The organism is Burkholderia sp. Ap-955 (assembly GCF_011753045.1).
Classification (GTDB): Bacteria; Pseudomonadota; Gammaproteobacteria; order Burkholderiales; family Burkholderiaceae; genus Burkholderia; species Burkholderia lata_D.
This window is the reverse complement of the sequence record NZ_VWWH01000007.1, coordinates 100562-114097: the sequence shown is the minus strand read 5'-3', so window position 1 is coordinate 114097 and position 13536 is coordinate 100562. Positions and strand designations below refer to the sequence as shown.

The window sequence follows — 13536 nt, the reverse complement described above, 5'->3', positions numbered from 1 at the left end:
AGCGATTCGATGACGTGCGCGGTGGCGAAAACGTGCGGCTACGTCCGGCGATAAAACATCGGTTGACCCGCCTTCATCCGAACCTCGTCAAACCGGAACCGGCGAGCGGACGCCATTGCCGTCATCCGTGTTTCCCGCATACATAATCCATGACCAACGTCTGAATGGAGTCACGTTCGACGTAGCGGTAATCATCCGAATCTTCGCGAGATACGTAGACCTGGCCCGGCTGCGCTCCGACCATGCTCGTCTTGCCCATCGCCCAGGTCTTGTTCTCGCAGTCGAACGACCAATCGGAAACGAGACTCTTCACCGGAAACGACGCCGAGTAACGGCGCGGCTCGGCGTAAACGATCTTGACCGTCACCCACGAATTGAGCGGATGTCGCTCGACGGAAGCGGGATCCACATAGAGCGCGATAGCCGGACCGGGGCCCAGCGTGATCCAGTTCTCGGCCCACGCACCACTTGCGACAAGCGCAAGCCATGCCCCCGCAATCCAGCGTCTTTTCATTTTCATTCCTCGAATCCGGCCCGGTGAATTCCGGCGGCCTGATTCTACTTTCTCCGGTTGCGTGACGTGCGCGTATAAAAAATCAGCGCCCCAAATGAATCGCGAATTGAATGAAATCGACTCGCGTAAAATGCCGACAACAATCAAGCATCAAGCCGAGCGGGCCGCCCTTCCATTCCACTCGCACCGGCGCAACGCGAACAAGACAACACGGACACGACCCGTGGCATCCGCAAACGGCGCCGCCCCGACCCGGCACGCGCCATCGCGACGATCGCCCGCCGACGAAGCCTCCATGAGCAAACCGATCCTGTACCTCCTCGCCGGCAACGGCAGCGCGGCCGACTGGTGGGACGATGCACTGCCCCACTTCCGGCACTACCGTCCCGTGCCGCTGGAACTGCCGGGCTTCGGCGACAACCCCGCGCCGCCCTGCGAAGATCTCGCCGCGTATGCGCAAGCGCTGCTGGACATGACGGAACCGGGCCACGCGATCATGGCGGTCGGCGTGAATGCGCTGCTGGTGCTGCACGCATTGCAGCGACGCCCCGGCCACTTCGGTCGCAGCGTGCTGCTCGCGCCCGTCGGTGCATTTCTGTGGGAACGGCGCCTGCCGAAACTGATGGCGCCGAAGCCGCTGCGCAAGACCATCCACTGGCTGCTCGCGCATTACCCGACGCTGTTCGCCCGCAAGTTCTCGAACCTGACCTGGACGCGCGCACAGTACCGCCGCATGGGCGCCGGCTATGCGCGCTGCCGGGCGTTCCTGCCGCACTGGGATCTCGTGCGCGCCGATACCGCGCTGCCGCTGCTCGAGTGGGTCACCGATCGCATCGAACTCGTGTGGGGCGACCAGGACAACGTGCTCGGGGTGCGCCAGGCCGCCGCGTGGTCGGCCATCCTCGCGCGCGCCGACCTCACCGTCACGCTGCAGGCCGGCTGGGGACACTATCCATGGATCGACGCGCCGGCGGCATTCGTGCACTGGCTCGAAGCGGGCGATACCGGCTTCGTCGCGCATACCAAGGGCGGGCGCCTGGCGCTGGCGACGATGGCCGGCCTGCCCGTGCCGCCCGCGCTGTCGCTGACTCGCGCCGACGATCCGCGCCTGCCCGGCTTTCTCGCGAGCCAGCCCGACGCCGAGTGGGCGATCCGCTCGTCGAGCCACGGTGAAGACCAGGCCGATGCGGCCAACGCCGGCCTGCATACGACGTTCCTGCGCGTACCGGCAGCGCAGGCGGCCGCGCGCGTGGCCGAGCTGCTCGACGGCGGCCTCGAGGAAGCGGTCGTGCAGCGCTTCATCACGCCCGTGCTGTCCGGCATCGCGTTCGTGCGTCATCTCGCGGTTGAAGTCGAGTGGGTGGAAGGCCACCTCGAAACACTCGCCGACGGTCAGGCCAGCCCGCAGCGCGCGATCCTGTCGCGGCTCGGCGAGCCCTGGCAGCGCGGTACGTTCCCGACCGCGCAAAACTTGAGCGCGACGCAGCTGTGGGCCTTCTTGCAGCACGTGCTGCGCGCGTTCCATTACGTGCCGGGCGACGTCGAATGGGCGTGGGACGGCCGGCAGCTGTGGCTGCTGCAGTACCGTCCGATCAGCAGCTACGGCTGGCATCGACACCTGACCGCCGCGAACATCGCCGAGATCCTGCCGCCCCAGCCGAGCCGGCTGGTCGAGTACGCGCAACGACGCGCGGCCGGCAGCATCCCGGCGATCATGGCGCGCTGGGATGCTCGCGTACTGCAGGACAACGAACCATTCACCGCGCTCTATGGCGGTGCGTCGTACATCAACAACGACCTGTTCCTCGCCCGCCTCGCCGACTGGGGCGTGTCGGCCGGCAACTACAGCGGCGAGATCGGCGGCGCGACGCCGCCGCTGCGCTGGCGCCCGCTGCGGCTGCTGCGTTCGCTGCCGGTATTCTGGCGCATGCTGCGCGTCGCGCGCGGACACCTGCCGACACTCGAGCGCGGCTTGCAGCGCTTCGACCAGGAACTCGCGACGCTCGTCGAGCAACACGCCGACGGCCAGCAACTGGCCGACTGGTTCACGCGCTTCTACGTGTTCGTCGTGCAGGGCAACCTGTGCATCGCGTCATCGCTGGCCAGCAGCGGCGGCGCACTGTGGGGCCGTCCGCCGACCGCATACGGCCAGCTCGACGACAGCCCGCATCGCCTGCCGTGGGAAACCGATCCGGGCACCGCTCGGCCCGCGCCCACCTGCCTGCCGCTGCAGGCGTTTCCCGATTGGCCGCTGCCGGTCCGCGTGCTCCACGCGCTCGGCGCGCCCGGCATGCGCGGCTGGTATCTGCAGGTGCGCGAGTGGTACCGCGACAACCTGATGCGCGTGTTCTTCCGCCTGCATCATGCGATGCCGGCCGCCGATCGCGACGCGTGGTTCGCACCCCATCCCGATCGCCGCGAACGCAACGGCAGCTTCTGGCAAGACGGCAGCGAAGGCACCGACGAGGCGGCCGGCTTCATGATCTATCCGGGCCTCACGCAAGGGGTGCTCGGCCACGACATCCTGCTGGAAGACACGCTCGATCCGGGCCGGCACGCGCAGTACCAGGCTGCGCGCGCCGTGATCGCGCGCATGGGCGGCCGGCTGTCGCACGGCGCGACGCTGCTGCGCGAGCTGCGCAAACCGTCGGCCGTGCTGCCGCGCGTCGATGCGGCGTGGGTCGGGCGCGAGGTGCGGCTCAGCGATGGCCAGCTGACGCTGGTCGAATGAACGCGAAGCTGTTGCCGTACGCCTGAGCCTGAACTGCCGGTCAGCGTACCGGCGTGCGGACTACCCCGTCGACCTTCAACGTGCGCCGGTCGTGCGCGGCTTCGTATTCGACCGACTGCGCGGGCGTGACGGCGCCGTACGACCGGCCGTTCACATAGACGGTGCCGTCCCGCAGCTCGACCCGGTCGCCATTGACCGTCGCGGTGGCTCGTTCGCCCTGCAACACCGCACCCGAACAACCGGCGGTCGAAAAGCTGCGGACCGACGTGCCCGGCATCGCGGCGATCCCGCCCTGGTCCGCCGCATGCGCCGCGCTGCAAGGCGGCGCATCCATGCTGCCGGCAGCGTGGGCCGCGCCAGCGCTGATGCCGCATCCGGCAAGCAATGCAATCGTCATCGGCTTCAGATGGTTCATGGTGCGCTCCGTTGTCCGCCGCCGCGGATCGATGACCGGCCGACGCCCGTGCTCGCATCGCAGGCAGGCCGGATGCACCCAGTATGCGTCCGGTTCGCGGCACTCCGCCATCCGCGCCAGTACCACTCATCGTCGCCCTGGTTCACGCCGACACCGGCCTCCGGAAACACCTCCCTCGGCACAACCCGTCCCCACGAAAATCCATCTTGATCAAGTTGCGACCCGCAACTATTATTGATTGCGATCCGCAACCTTTTCGGGCCCACCATGGACCTCATCGACGCTCCCGCCAAGCCTCGCGAAGCCACGATCCTCGAGCTGCGCGACTTCTCCCGCAAACTGGTTCGCGAGCTCGGCTTCATGCGCGCGACGCTGGCCGACAGCGACTGGGCGCCTTCAGCCGTCCACGCGATCCTCGAGATCGGGATGGCGCCCGGCATCAACGCCCGCGACCTGGGCAACATCCTGCGGCTGGACAAATCGAACACGAGCCGGCAACTCGCGCGGCTCGAGGCGGCCGGTATCGTCGAGCGACGCGTGTCGAGCGACGATGCGCGCGCGATCGAGCTGTACCTGACCGCCGACGGAAGAAAGCTCCAGAAGAGAATCGACACGTTCGCGACGGACCAGGTATCGAATGCGCTGCGCCGCATGGTGCCCGCCGACCAGCAGGCGCTGCTGCGCTCGCTCGCGCTGTATGCCGATGCGCTCGCGCAGGACAACGCCGCGAAGGCGCCCGTCGCGGCACTCGACGCGCCAGCGATCCGCGAAGGTTACCAACCGGGCTGCATCGGCGATATCGCGAGCCTTCACGCGCGTTTTTATTCGGAACACTGGGGCTTCGGCGCCTTTTTCGAAAAGCGGGTGGCGACCGAGCTGGCCGAGTTCGCCGGTGCGCTGCCGGCCGACGGCAAGGCGCTTTGGCTATGCCAGGAAGACGGACGGACACTCGCGTCGCTCGCGATCGACGGCGACCCGGCAACGGGCGTCGCGCACCTGCGCTGGTTCATCGTGAACGATGCGCTGCGCGGGTCGGGCATCGGGCGCCGGCTCATGACGGAAGCCATGCGCTTCGTCGACGCGCAGCGGTTTCGCGAAACCTATCTGTGGACGTTCAAGGGGCTGGACTCGGCGCGCCATCTGTACGAGTCGTTCGGTTTTGCGTTGACCAGCGAATCCGCGGGCACGCATTGGGGAACCGAGGTGGTCGAGCAGCGCTTCAGCCGGCCGGGGCCGTCGGGCGGTTGAGGGGTGACGGGACGGCTCCGTCGCGCTACCCCATCCCGAAGAGCGAATCGAAGACGTTCTTGATCCACGTCTTGACGTCACCCCAGGCGGCTTCTTTCTTTCTGAGCATTCTTGTCAGAAAAACGATCGACCACGCGACGGCAAAGGCAATGGCGACGCATACGCTAAAAAATGAAAATGTACTCATTAAAATCGTACGAGCAGATCGGCCGCAATCAGGTCGACCTTCCAGGATTTCATCGGGATTTGCGGCAGACCACGTCGTCGCAACAGGACGAACGCCTCATTCTTGATGTACAAGACGAACGCACAGGATAACTGCACTCGAGCGTCCATGCGACGCGTGGCCGGCGCATCACTTGATGCGCTGCACGCGCACGATGCCCCAGACGAGTATCGCGGTAACCACGGCGAATACCGCACTCGTATCCGGATCTCGCGCACGCCGCTGCGACCGAGCGCGTGCGCGGCCACCTTCAGCGTCCGCGTCTTGAGAATGTGATCGTCGTGCGCTGCGTGCCGAAGCGCTCAGTCGACTGCCGGAATCCATGCGGCAGTCGCCGCGTCGCTCGCGCGGAACGCCGGAAACTTCGCGCCGAGTTCGGCCACGGTATGGATGTCGTTCTTCACGAGATCGTCACGCGTGATCAGCGTCGGCTTCACTGCGATGCGCGCGCCCGGGTCCTGCCCTGCGACCAGCAGCGCCGCGGCCCGCACCGACACCGCGCCGACGACCGCCGGATTGGTCGCGGCCGTCGCGACCCACGCGCTGTTCGGCGCGCGGATGGCCTCGATGTCGGCCGTCGACACGTCCGCGCTGTAGATGCGGATTTTCGACGAGAGCCGGGCCTCGTCCGCCGCGAGCTTTGCGCCGCGCGCGAACTCGTCGTACGGCGCGAACACGACCCGAATGTCGGGATTCGCGCGATACACGGCCGCCGCCTGGTTCGCGACCGATTGCGCGATCGGATTGTCGACGGTGCCCCAGCGCGCCTTTTCCCGCACCTTCGGGTGCGCACGCTTGAAATCGCGCCACGCGGCATCGCGCCGGTCGAGCGGCGCGAATCCGGCCACGTACACGTACCCTGCCGCGAACGCGTCGCCGTTGTCCTTCAACGCCTGATTCAGCAGCAGGTTCGCCAGGTCGCGATCGTTCTGCTCGATCTGCGGCACCTTCGGATTGGCGAGATCGACGTCGAACGCGACGACCTTGATGCCTTTGTCGAGCGCGCGCTGAACGACGTCCTTCAGCGATTCCGGCAAGCCGTGATTGACGATGATCGCTGACACGCCGCTGCTGATCGCTTGCTGCAACTGCTCGCGCTGCTCGGCAGCGTCCTGCCGCCCTTCGTAGATGCGCAGATCGACGCCGAGCGCACGCGCCTGCTTCTGCGCGCCGGCTTCGTAGGCCTGGAAGAAATCGCCGGTCGACAAGTAGTTGACGAGCGCGATCTTCACGCCGCCCTTGTCGAACGGCGCGGGCGCCCCCTTGAGCGGACCGGCGTGGGCCGTGGGCACACCGAGCACGAGCGCGGTGCCCAGCACGAGTGCACCGAGTTTCAGTTCAAAGCGCGACTTTCGGCGAAGCAACGAGCGCATGGCGTGTCTGTCTCCATACAAGGACGATTTCGGCTCAATCTATCAGCGCGCCAAGCGAATTCAAACCGACCGATTCGGCAATGGATATTACTTTGGATAACAAACGGTCCTGCCTGAAGATCATTCGAACCGTGGATGCCCGAGCCGAGTCTCGGGGGCCTCACGCATCACGCCCGGGCATCCGTACGGCGACCGATGCCGAACGTAAATGCAAGGGCCAGCACGAGTAGTACGCCCTTGATGAAATCCTGCATGTAGTAGGGTGCGTTCAGCATCGTGAGCCCGTTGAGCAGCACGCCGACGAACACCGCCCCGACGACCGTACCGAATACGTTGGGCCGCTTCGCGCCCCACACCGCGTAACCGATCAACGCGGCAGCCACCGCATCGAGCAGCAGCGAGTGGCCCGCGCTCACATCGCCGCGGCCGACCCGCGCGGCGATCAGCACGCCGCCCAGCGACGCGATCGCGCCCGACACGACATACGCGGCGACGCGGTAGCGCGCGGCCGGCGCGCCGGCCAGCCGCGCGGCCGTTTCATTGCCGCCGATCGCGTAAATCACGCGGCCCCAGCGCGTCGCCTCCATCGTGATGCAGGCCAGCACCGTCACGGCCGCGAGAAGCAGCACCGGCAGCGGCACGACGTCGAACACGCGCAACCGGCCGAGCGCGAGAAAGGCGTCGGGGAATACGCCCGTCGCGTCCGTGCCGTCGGGCAGCACGGAGCCGGTCGCGAGCGAACGGCCGCCGGTCGGAATCAACTGCAGGCCGGCCAGCAGGAACAGCGTGCCGAGCGTCGCGAGCTGGTCGGGCACGCGCAGCCGCGTAATCAGCAAACCGTTGAACAACCCGGACGCCACGCCAAGCGCGACGCAGGCGAGCACGGCCGCCCACGCGCTGCCGTGCCAGACGACCAGCACGTAGCTCGCGGCCATCTGCGCGGTCGCGGCCACGCTGCCGACCGACAGGTCGAAGCCGCCGGCCGCGAGCGTGACCGTCACGCCGATGCCGAGCAACGCGACGATCGACACTGCCTGCAGGATGCTGAACAGATTGTCGACGTTCAGGAACGCGGGCTCCCTGAGCGCGAACACGACCACGAGGACGCCCAGCACGAGCAGGATACCGATTCGTTCGAGCACATCGCGAATGCGCGCCGGCCCGCCGCGCGACGACCGTTCGACGGTTGCGGCATGGCGTACAGCGGAAGAAGTCACGGGTTTCATGAGCAGGCACGCACGATGGAAGAAGTGGGAGGCAGGCAATCGAGCGTCGCGCGATCGAATCGCACGATACGATCGGCGATCTCGGCCGCTTCCTCTAGATCGCTGACGAACACGATCGTCGTGCGCTCATGCGCATGACGCCGCAGCGTATCGACGATATCGGCGCGCGCACCCGCATCGATGCCCTGGAACGGCTCGTCGAGCAGCAACAGCCGCGCCGGCTCGGCGTGCCAGCGCGCGAGCACGACCTTCTGCTGGTTGCCGCCGGAAAGGTGGACGACGCGATCGTCGGGCCCGTCGCAGCGAATGCCGAACCGCGCGATCGCCGCCGCGGCCGCCGTGCGTTCGCGCGTTCGGCGCACCGCGCCGCTCGCGAACCAGCGCGACAGGAACGGAAAGCCGATCGTGCCAGCGATCGAGGCGAACGGCACGCTGTCGGGAAACAACGATGTGCGCCAGCGGTCCTCGCCGGCCAGGAATACGCCGGCACGAATCGCGTCGGCGGGCGTTCGTGGCCGCCACGGCCGGCCGTCGAGCATCATCTCGCCGGCCACCGCACGCACCGCGCCGAAGATCGTCCGCGCGAAGCGCGACTTGCCGCCGCCGACCGGGCCTGCGATCGCGACGATCTCGCCGCGCCGCACATCGAGGTCGAACGGCGTACTGGTTGGCGTCAGCCGGATCTGCCGCACGCTAAAGCCGGAGCCGTGCCCGGCCCCCGCTCCGGCCAACCCGGCACGCTCGGGCGCCGGTGCACGCGTACGCGGCAACGGCCGGCCGATCATCGTTTCCACAGCCGCGTCGAAATCGATCGGCGCGGCCAGATCGGCGACGATCCGCCCGTCGCGGACGATCGCCGCGCGGTCGGCGATGCGGCGCAAATCGCCGAGCCGATGCGACACCAGCAGGATGGCGACGCCGTCGCGGCGCAACACGTCCACCAGCACGAACAGCCGCTCGGCCTCCGCCACCGACAGGCTGGCGGTCGGCTCGTCGAGAATCAGCAACGATGGCTGCCCGGCCAGCGCACGCGCCAGGGTCACGCGCTGCTGGTCGGCCAGCGACAGCGATGCGAGCGGCGCCGTCAGGTCGACGTCGAGCCCGACCCGTGCGGCGAGCGATCGCGCCGCGGCGCGCCGCGCGGCCGGCGGCACGCGCCACGGTGAGGCCGGATCGCACAGCCGGTCCAGCAGCAGGTTGTCGGCGATCGACAGCGTCGGCACGACGGCGTCGGCCACGGACTGGTGCACGGTCGCGACGCCGAGCCGCTTGGCCGCGTGCGGCGACGCCGGTCGATAGGGTTCGCCGCGTAGCGTCAGCGCGCCGCTGTCCGCTTGCAGCGCACCGCTCAGGATCTTGACGAAGGTCGACTTGCCCGCGCCGTTTGCGCCCATCAACGCGACGACTTCGCCGGCGCCGATCGACAGGTCGAGCGCCGACAGCGCGACGGTCGCATCGAAACGCTTCGCGATGCCGCTGGCGCTCAGGACAGGCGGTAGCGCCGATCGATGGGGCCGATCGTCGCGCGTCACGTCCATCGTCTCGTTCGTAGCGCTATTCATACCGAAGATTCCGGTCGGCGCGATGCGGTTGCAGGAGAAACAGGTCGTCGTGGGTCATGTCACGCCACTCCGCTGAGGGTCGTCCGGTATTGATCGGCGCGTCAGCCCGCTTCCGGCACGGGAAACCGGAACGATGCGCCATAGGCGCTATCCGGCAGGCGATCGCCGCCGCCGAGTCGCGAGCGGAAGGTACCGACCGGGGACGTCATCCGGTACAGGCCACGCTTTTTCAGTTCCGGCACGATCAGTTCGGCGAAATCGTCCAGCGTACCCGGGCTGATGAGCGGATTGAGCATGTAGCCGCTCGTCGTCGATTGCCGCGCATGCTCCGCGAGCTGGTCGGCGACTTCGTCAGGCGAGCCGACGAGAATCAGGTCGGTGCCGCGCGTGACATTCGCGAACTTGCGCCGCACGTCGCCGGCGGTGAGCGGCTTGCCGCTGCCGTCCGGCCGCACCACGTAGGACGTGAGCCCTTCCGTTTGCGTCGTCAACGGCTCGTCGTCTGCATAGCGATCGATGTCGATTCCGGTATCGCCCGCATAGCTGACGAGTTGAGCCTGCAGGTGATAGTGCTGCTGCAGCGCGTGGTACTTCTCCTTCGCGTCGGCCGACGAACGCGCCGTCACGATCCGCAGCACCGTGAGCGCCTTCACATCCTCCGCTGCCCGGCCGTTTTCGACCGCCAGCCGCCGGATTTCATCGAGGCCGGCGCGTATCTCGTGCGGATTCGACTTCGCGACGAACACCACTTCCGCGTGCTTTGCCGCGAATTCGCGCCCACGCCCCGACCAGCCGGCCTGGATCAGCACCGGCGAGCGCTGCGGCGACGGCGCGCAGACGTGCGGGCCATGCACGCGATAATGCGGGCCCACGTGCGCGATCGACCGCACACGGTCGCCGCGCGCGTAGCGCGGCTCGCGCTTGTCGGCGACGACCGCGTCGTCCGCCCAGCTCCCTTCCCACAGCTTGTACACGACGTCGAGAAACTCCTCCGCACGGGCGTAGCGTTCGTCGTGGCCGATCATCCGGTCGAGCCCGAAGTTGCGCGCCGCGCTCGTCAGGTAGGAAGTCACGATGTTCCAGCCGATCCGGCCGTTGCTCAGGTGGTCGAGCGTGCTGAAGCGCCGCGCGAGCGCGAATGGATGTTCATACGTCGTGCTCGCGGTCACGCCGAATGCGAGCCTCTCGGTCTGCGCGACGAGCGCCGGGATCAGCATCATCGGATCGTTCGCGGGCGACTCCACCGCCCACTGGATCGCCGCATCGGCCGACCCGCCATAGACGTCATACAGACCGAGCACGTCCGCGAAGAACAGCATGTCGAGATCGGCCTGCTCGGCCGTGCGGGCGAGGTTCGACCAGAACGCGAGCGTATTCGCACCGAGCCGTTCGTCGGCGGGATGGGTCCACAGGCTCGGCGCGCCGCCGCAGCCGACGCTGGCCTGTTCATAAAGGGAAAACAGCAAGGGGCGAGGATCGGACATCGTCGTGTTCAGTGCAAAAGCAGGAATCAGTTGGGTGCCGCCCATGCGCCGGACGATGCGCCGCGGCGCCGTGCGGGCATGCGATCGTCGGGCTCGCGCGTCAGGTAGCGGTTGAGGTGTTTCTCGAGACGGGCGGCGGGAATCGTCAGCAGCGCGACCAGCACGACATAGACGATCGCCGCGCCGGCCAGCGGCTCATACGCTCGCAAAGTTTCGAAACGAAGCGTATTGGCCGTCCCCATCACGTCGAACACCGTGACGGTCGAAGCGAGGACGGTCGATTTCAGCAGCAGGATCGCTTCGCCGGTGAGCGCCGGCAGCGCGAGTCGCCACGCACGCGGACCGACGATACGGCGCAGTACACCCGCCCGCGTCATTCCGTATGCATAGCCGGCCTCGATTTCGCCGGCCGGCACCCCGGCAATCGCGCCGCGCAGGATCGTCGCGACATACGCGCCCTCGTTCACGCTCAACGCGACGACGGCGTACCAGAACGCGTCCCGCAACAGCGGCGACGCCCAGCTGTCGCGCATCCATTCGCGCGGGACGATCTGGCCGAAGCCGTAATACAGCAGATAAAGCTGCACCAGCAGCGGTGTACCGCGAACCAGCATGATCCAGCCGCGCGCGGACCAGCGGTAGGGTGCGTGACGCGAACTCGCCGCAAGCGCGAGCGGAATGCCGATCACCACGCTGGCAATACCCGACAACAGCAGCAACGCCAGGGTCGTCGGCACCGCGGCGAGCAGCTTCGGCATCACCGTGTCGAGCAGGAACGTCAGCGAAAAATTCATGCGCAGGCGCGCCTCGTACCACGATTCACGTAACGTTCGAGCATCGCGAAAAGGCCCGTTGACGCGACGCTCAACAACAGGAACAGCGCGGCCGTGACCAGGTAAAAGAAAACGTAATGCCGCGTCGCGCCGGCGGCGAGCTGGCTCGCCTTCAGCAGATCCGTGAAAGACCCGAGCACGCTGATGAACGACGCATCCTTGGTCGCGTTCAGCCACACGTTGCCGACGCCAGGCAGCGCGAGCCGCGCCGCAACCGGAAGCCGGACGCGGGTCAAGGTTTGCCACGGGCTCATTCCGTACGCGTGCGCGGCCTCGATATGCCCGACCGGTACGTTGACGAGCGCCGCGCGGAAGATATCGGTCAGATAGGCGCCCTGGATGAAGCCGAGCGACAACGCGGCCACGATGAACGGATCGAATGCGAAGCCGTCGGGCACCAGACCGCTGCTGTGCAAGGCGGACTCGAGCGCAGGTGCGACTGCATAGAACGCGAGCAGCAGGCACAACAGTTCGGGCAGGGCGCGCACGAGTGTCGTGTAAAGCCGTGCCAGCCACGCGAGCGGGGCGTGCCGCGACAGCTTGCCGAGCGCGCCCGCGATGCCGAGCAGCGTCCCGGCGCAGAACGACGCTGACGCGACGCCGAGCGTCAGTGCGAACGCGCCGGCGAAGATTCGCCCGTAACCGCCGTCGCCGAACGCAAGCAATGCCAGCAGCGAATCGTCCGCGGCCATCGACTCAACGCCCCTTCTCGATCGTACCCTTCAGGTTCGGATAGCGTGCGGTGATCGCATCCCACGTGCCGTCCTGCTGCAGTTGCGCGATCACGGTCGACAACCGACCGCGCAATGCATCGCCTTGACGCACGCCCGCGCCGATGCCGAGACCCAGCACGGGGTTGTCCGCACAGGTGGCCTTGACCTCGAAATCCTTCCCGTCACGCGACGACAGGAAGGCCGTAAACAAGCCCTTCGCTTCCTGCACGTAATCGACACGGCCCGAGACCAGGTCCGCGAGCGCGTTGTCGAATTTGTCGAACGCCTTGATCTGGGCGTCGCGCTTGAAACGTGCATCGAGGAACGCCGAGAAGTTCGTGCCCGCCTCCACGCCGATCACGCGATCCTTGAAGGTTGCCGGCGCTGCGCAATCGACGCGGCGCCGATCGCTTTTCGCGCCGACGAAAACCGTCGGCGACTCATAGTAGGCACGACTGAAGTCGATCGCCTTCTGCCGTTCGCCGGTGACCGTCATCGACGACCAGATCACGTCGATCTTGCGGTTCTGCAGCGCGGGGATCAGCCCGTCCCATGCGATGTCGGTGAGTTCGCAGCGTACATTGAGCTTGCTGCATGCCGCGTCGAGCAGGTCGACCTCCCAGCCCTTCCACTTGCCGGATGCATCCTTCGAGAAGAACGGCGGGTACGACTCGGCGTCGATGCCGACGCGCAGCGTCGGTTGCGCCGCGTGGGCGGCTGGCAAAAGGCCGATTACGAACAGCGCGGCCGCGGCGCGGCGGACCGTTGAGGGCATCAAGCGATTCATTTGGCAGACTTCTCGGATAACGTCGACATCGCCGGTGTCGCACCGGCATCGGGATGCGTGACTTTAGTGCCTGCCGAAGCGTGTACCAAATGGTTATTTTTTCGATGGATATCTGATCGCGCGATATGGCGGAATGGCGCACCGTCGAACGCGCCCCACGGTGCATCGTTCCACTGTCCGGCCGCTCACGCCTGCGCTGTTTCGCGCTGCACCGCCGGCAGCTCCAGATTCGCGCGGAAATCGCCGCCCACGTAGTCGGTATCGAGCAGATCGCGACGGCGCAGCTCGGGCAGCAACCCGTTGAGCAGCAGGTCTTCCTGGTCCGGCTGGCCGAGCCCGTGCAACGACAGCACGTCGACAAGCCCCGCGCGATAGCGCGTTTCGATCGCGTCGGCGAGCTCTTCCGGCGTGCCGGCGACGGACC

General features: G+C 67.1%; 12 protein-coding genes. 2 read left to right on the top strand and 10 right to left on the bottom strand.

Annotation, left to right across the window (positions count from 1 at the left end; translation table 11 throughout):
* Nucleotides 1–121: 121 nt before the first annotated feature.
* Nucleotides 122–514 carry a surface-adhesin E family protein gene (locus F3J15_RS06715; RefSeq protein ID WP_166888993.1) on the bottom strand — a complete coding sequence of 131 codons (393 nt, stop codon included), beginning with the start codon at nucleotides 512–514 and terminating at the stop codon, nucleotides 122–124.
* Nucleotides 515–809: 295 nt separating this feature from the next.
* On the opposite strand from F3J15_RS06715, the gene F3J15_RS06710 reads away from it, so the two are divergent.
* Complete coding sequence (locus tag F3J15_RS06710) at nucleotides 810–3245, top strand: PEP-utilizing enzyme (protein ID WP_166888992.1); 2436 nt, start codon at nucleotides 810–812, stop codon at nucleotides 3243–3245.
* Nucleotides 3246–3285: 40 nt separating this feature from the next.
* Here the strand turns inward: F3J15_RS06710 and F3J15_RS06705 are convergent, their stop codons facing one another.
* Nucleotides 3286–3660 (bottom strand): sugar ABC transporter ATPase, encoded by a 375-nt coding sequence (locus tag F3J15_RS06705; protein WP_166888991.1) that lies wholly within the window; start codon nucleotides 3658–3660, stop codon nucleotides 3286–3288.
* A 267-nt stretch (nucleotides 3661–3927) separates the two neighbouring features.
* On the opposite strand from F3J15_RS06705, the gene F3J15_RS06700 reads away from it, so the two are divergent.
* On the top strand, nucleotides 3928–4908 hold the full coding sequence (locus F3J15_RS06700; protein WP_166888990.1) for a helix-turn-helix domain-containing GNAT family N-acetyltransferase: 981 nt from the start codon (nucleotides 3928–3930) through the stop codon (nucleotides 4906–4908).
* A 528-nt stretch (nucleotides 4909–5436) separates the two neighbouring features.
* Here the strand turns inward: F3J15_RS06700 and F3J15_RS06695 are convergent.
* The 8 genes from F3J15_RS06695 to F3J15_RS37705 form a co-directional block, all read right to left on the bottom strand.
* Nucleotides 5437–6507, bottom strand: coding sequence for a substrate-binding domain-containing protein (locus F3J15_RS06695; RefSeq protein WP_089448928.1), 1071 nt, complete (start codon nucleotides 6505–6507; stop codon nucleotides 5437–5439).
* 167 nt (nucleotides 6508–6674) lie between these two features.
* Nucleotides 6675–7733 carry an ABC transporter permease gene (locus F3J15_RS06690; protein WP_166888987.1) on the bottom strand — a complete coding sequence of 353 codons (1059 nt, stop codon included), beginning with the start codon at nucleotides 7731–7733 and terminating at the stop codon, nucleotides 6675–6677.
* A complete protein-coding gene (locus F3J15_RS06685) occupies nucleotides 7730–9295 on the bottom strand; it encodes a sugar ABC transporter ATP-binding protein (RefSeq protein ID WP_205190708.1) in 1566 nt (521 codons plus the stop codon). The genes F3J15_RS06690 and F3J15_RS06685 overlap by 4 nt, the downstream gene beginning before the upstream one ends.
* 101 nt (nucleotides 9296–9396) lie before the next feature.
* Nucleotides 9397–10779: an NtaA/DmoA family FMN-dependent monooxygenase gene (locus tag F3J15_RS06680; protein ID WP_166888983.1), complete on the bottom strand. Its 1383-nt coding sequence runs from the start codon at nucleotides 10777–10779 to the stop codon at nucleotides 9397–9399.
* 26 nt (nucleotides 10780–10805) lie between these two features.
* Nucleotides 10806–11573, bottom strand: a complete 768-nt coding sequence (locus F3J15_RS06675; protein WP_166888980.1) for an ABC transporter permease subunit — start codon at nucleotides 11571–11573, stop codon at nucleotides 10806–10808.
* The gene (locus F3J15_RS06670) at nucleotides 11570–12304 is read right to left on the bottom strand and encodes an ABC transporter permease subunit (RefSeq protein ID WP_166888978.1); all 735 of its coding nucleotides are present in this window, start codon (nucleotides 12302–12304) and stop codon (nucleotides 11570–11572) included. Before F3J15_RS06670 ends, F3J15_RS06675 begins: the two co-directional genes overlap by 4 nt.
* A 4-nt stretch (nucleotides 12305–12308) precedes the next feature.
* The gene (locus F3J15_RS06665; RefSeq protein ID WP_166888975.1) at nucleotides 12309–13112 is read right to left on the bottom strand and encodes a transporter substrate-binding domain-containing protein; all 804 of its coding nucleotides are present in this window, start codon (nucleotides 13110–13112) and stop codon (nucleotides 12309–12311) included.
* 185 nt (nucleotides 13113–13297) lie between these two features.
* The gene (locus tag F3J15_RS37705; RefSeq protein ID WP_235986557.1) at nucleotides 13298–13465 is read right to left on the bottom strand and encodes a hypothetical protein; all 168 of its coding nucleotides are present in this window, start codon (nucleotides 13463–13465) and stop codon (nucleotides 13298–13300) included.
* Nucleotides 13466–13536 lie beyond the last annotated feature (71 nt).

Bases quoted from the DNA above. Each gene is read 5' to 3' on its own strand.
- F3J15_RS06695 (WP_089448928.1), bottom strand. From the start codon at position 6,507: ATGCGCTCGTTGCTTCGCCGAAAGTCGCGCTTTGAACTGAAACTCGGT.
- F3J15_RS06710 (WP_166888992.1), top strand. From the start codon at position 810: ATGAGCAAACCGATCCTGTACCTCCTCGCCGGCAACGGCAGCGCGGCC.
- F3J15_RS06680 (WP_166888983.1), bottom strand. From the start codon at position 10,779: ATGTCCGATCCTCGCCCCTTGCTGTTTTCCCTTTATGAACAGGCCAGC.
- F3J15_RS06685 (WP_205190708.1), bottom strand. From the start codon at position 9,295: ATGAATAGCGCTACGAACGAGACGATGGACGTGACGCGCGACGATCGG.
- F3J15_RS06665 (WP_166888975.1), bottom strand. From the start codon at position 13,112: ATGAATCGCTTGATGCCCTCAACGGTCCGCCGCGCCGCGGCCGCGCTG.
- F3J15_RS06715 (WP_166888993.1), bottom strand. From the start codon at position 514: ATGAAAAGACGCTGGATTGCGGGGGCATGGCTTGCGCTTGTCGCAAGT.
- F3J15_RS06670 (WP_166888978.1), bottom strand. From the start codon at position 12,304: ATGGCCGCGGACGATTCGCTGCTGGCATTGCTTGCGTTCGGCGACGGC.
- F3J15_RS06700 (WP_166888990.1), top strand. From the start codon at position 3,928: ATGGACCTCATCGACGCTCCCGCCAAGCCTCGCGAAGCCACGATCCTC.
- F3J15_RS06690 (WP_166888987.1), bottom strand. From the start codon at position 7,733: ATGAAACCCGTGACTTCTTCCGCTGTACGCCATGCCGCAACCGTCGAA.
- F3J15_RS06705 (WP_166888991.1), bottom strand. From the start codon at position 3,660: ATGAACCATCTGAAGCCGATGACGATTGCATTGCTTGCCGGATGCGGC.
- F3J15_RS06675 (WP_166888980.1), bottom strand. From the start codon at position 11,573: ATGAATTTTTCGCTGACGTTCCTGCTCGACACGGTGATGCCGAAGCTG.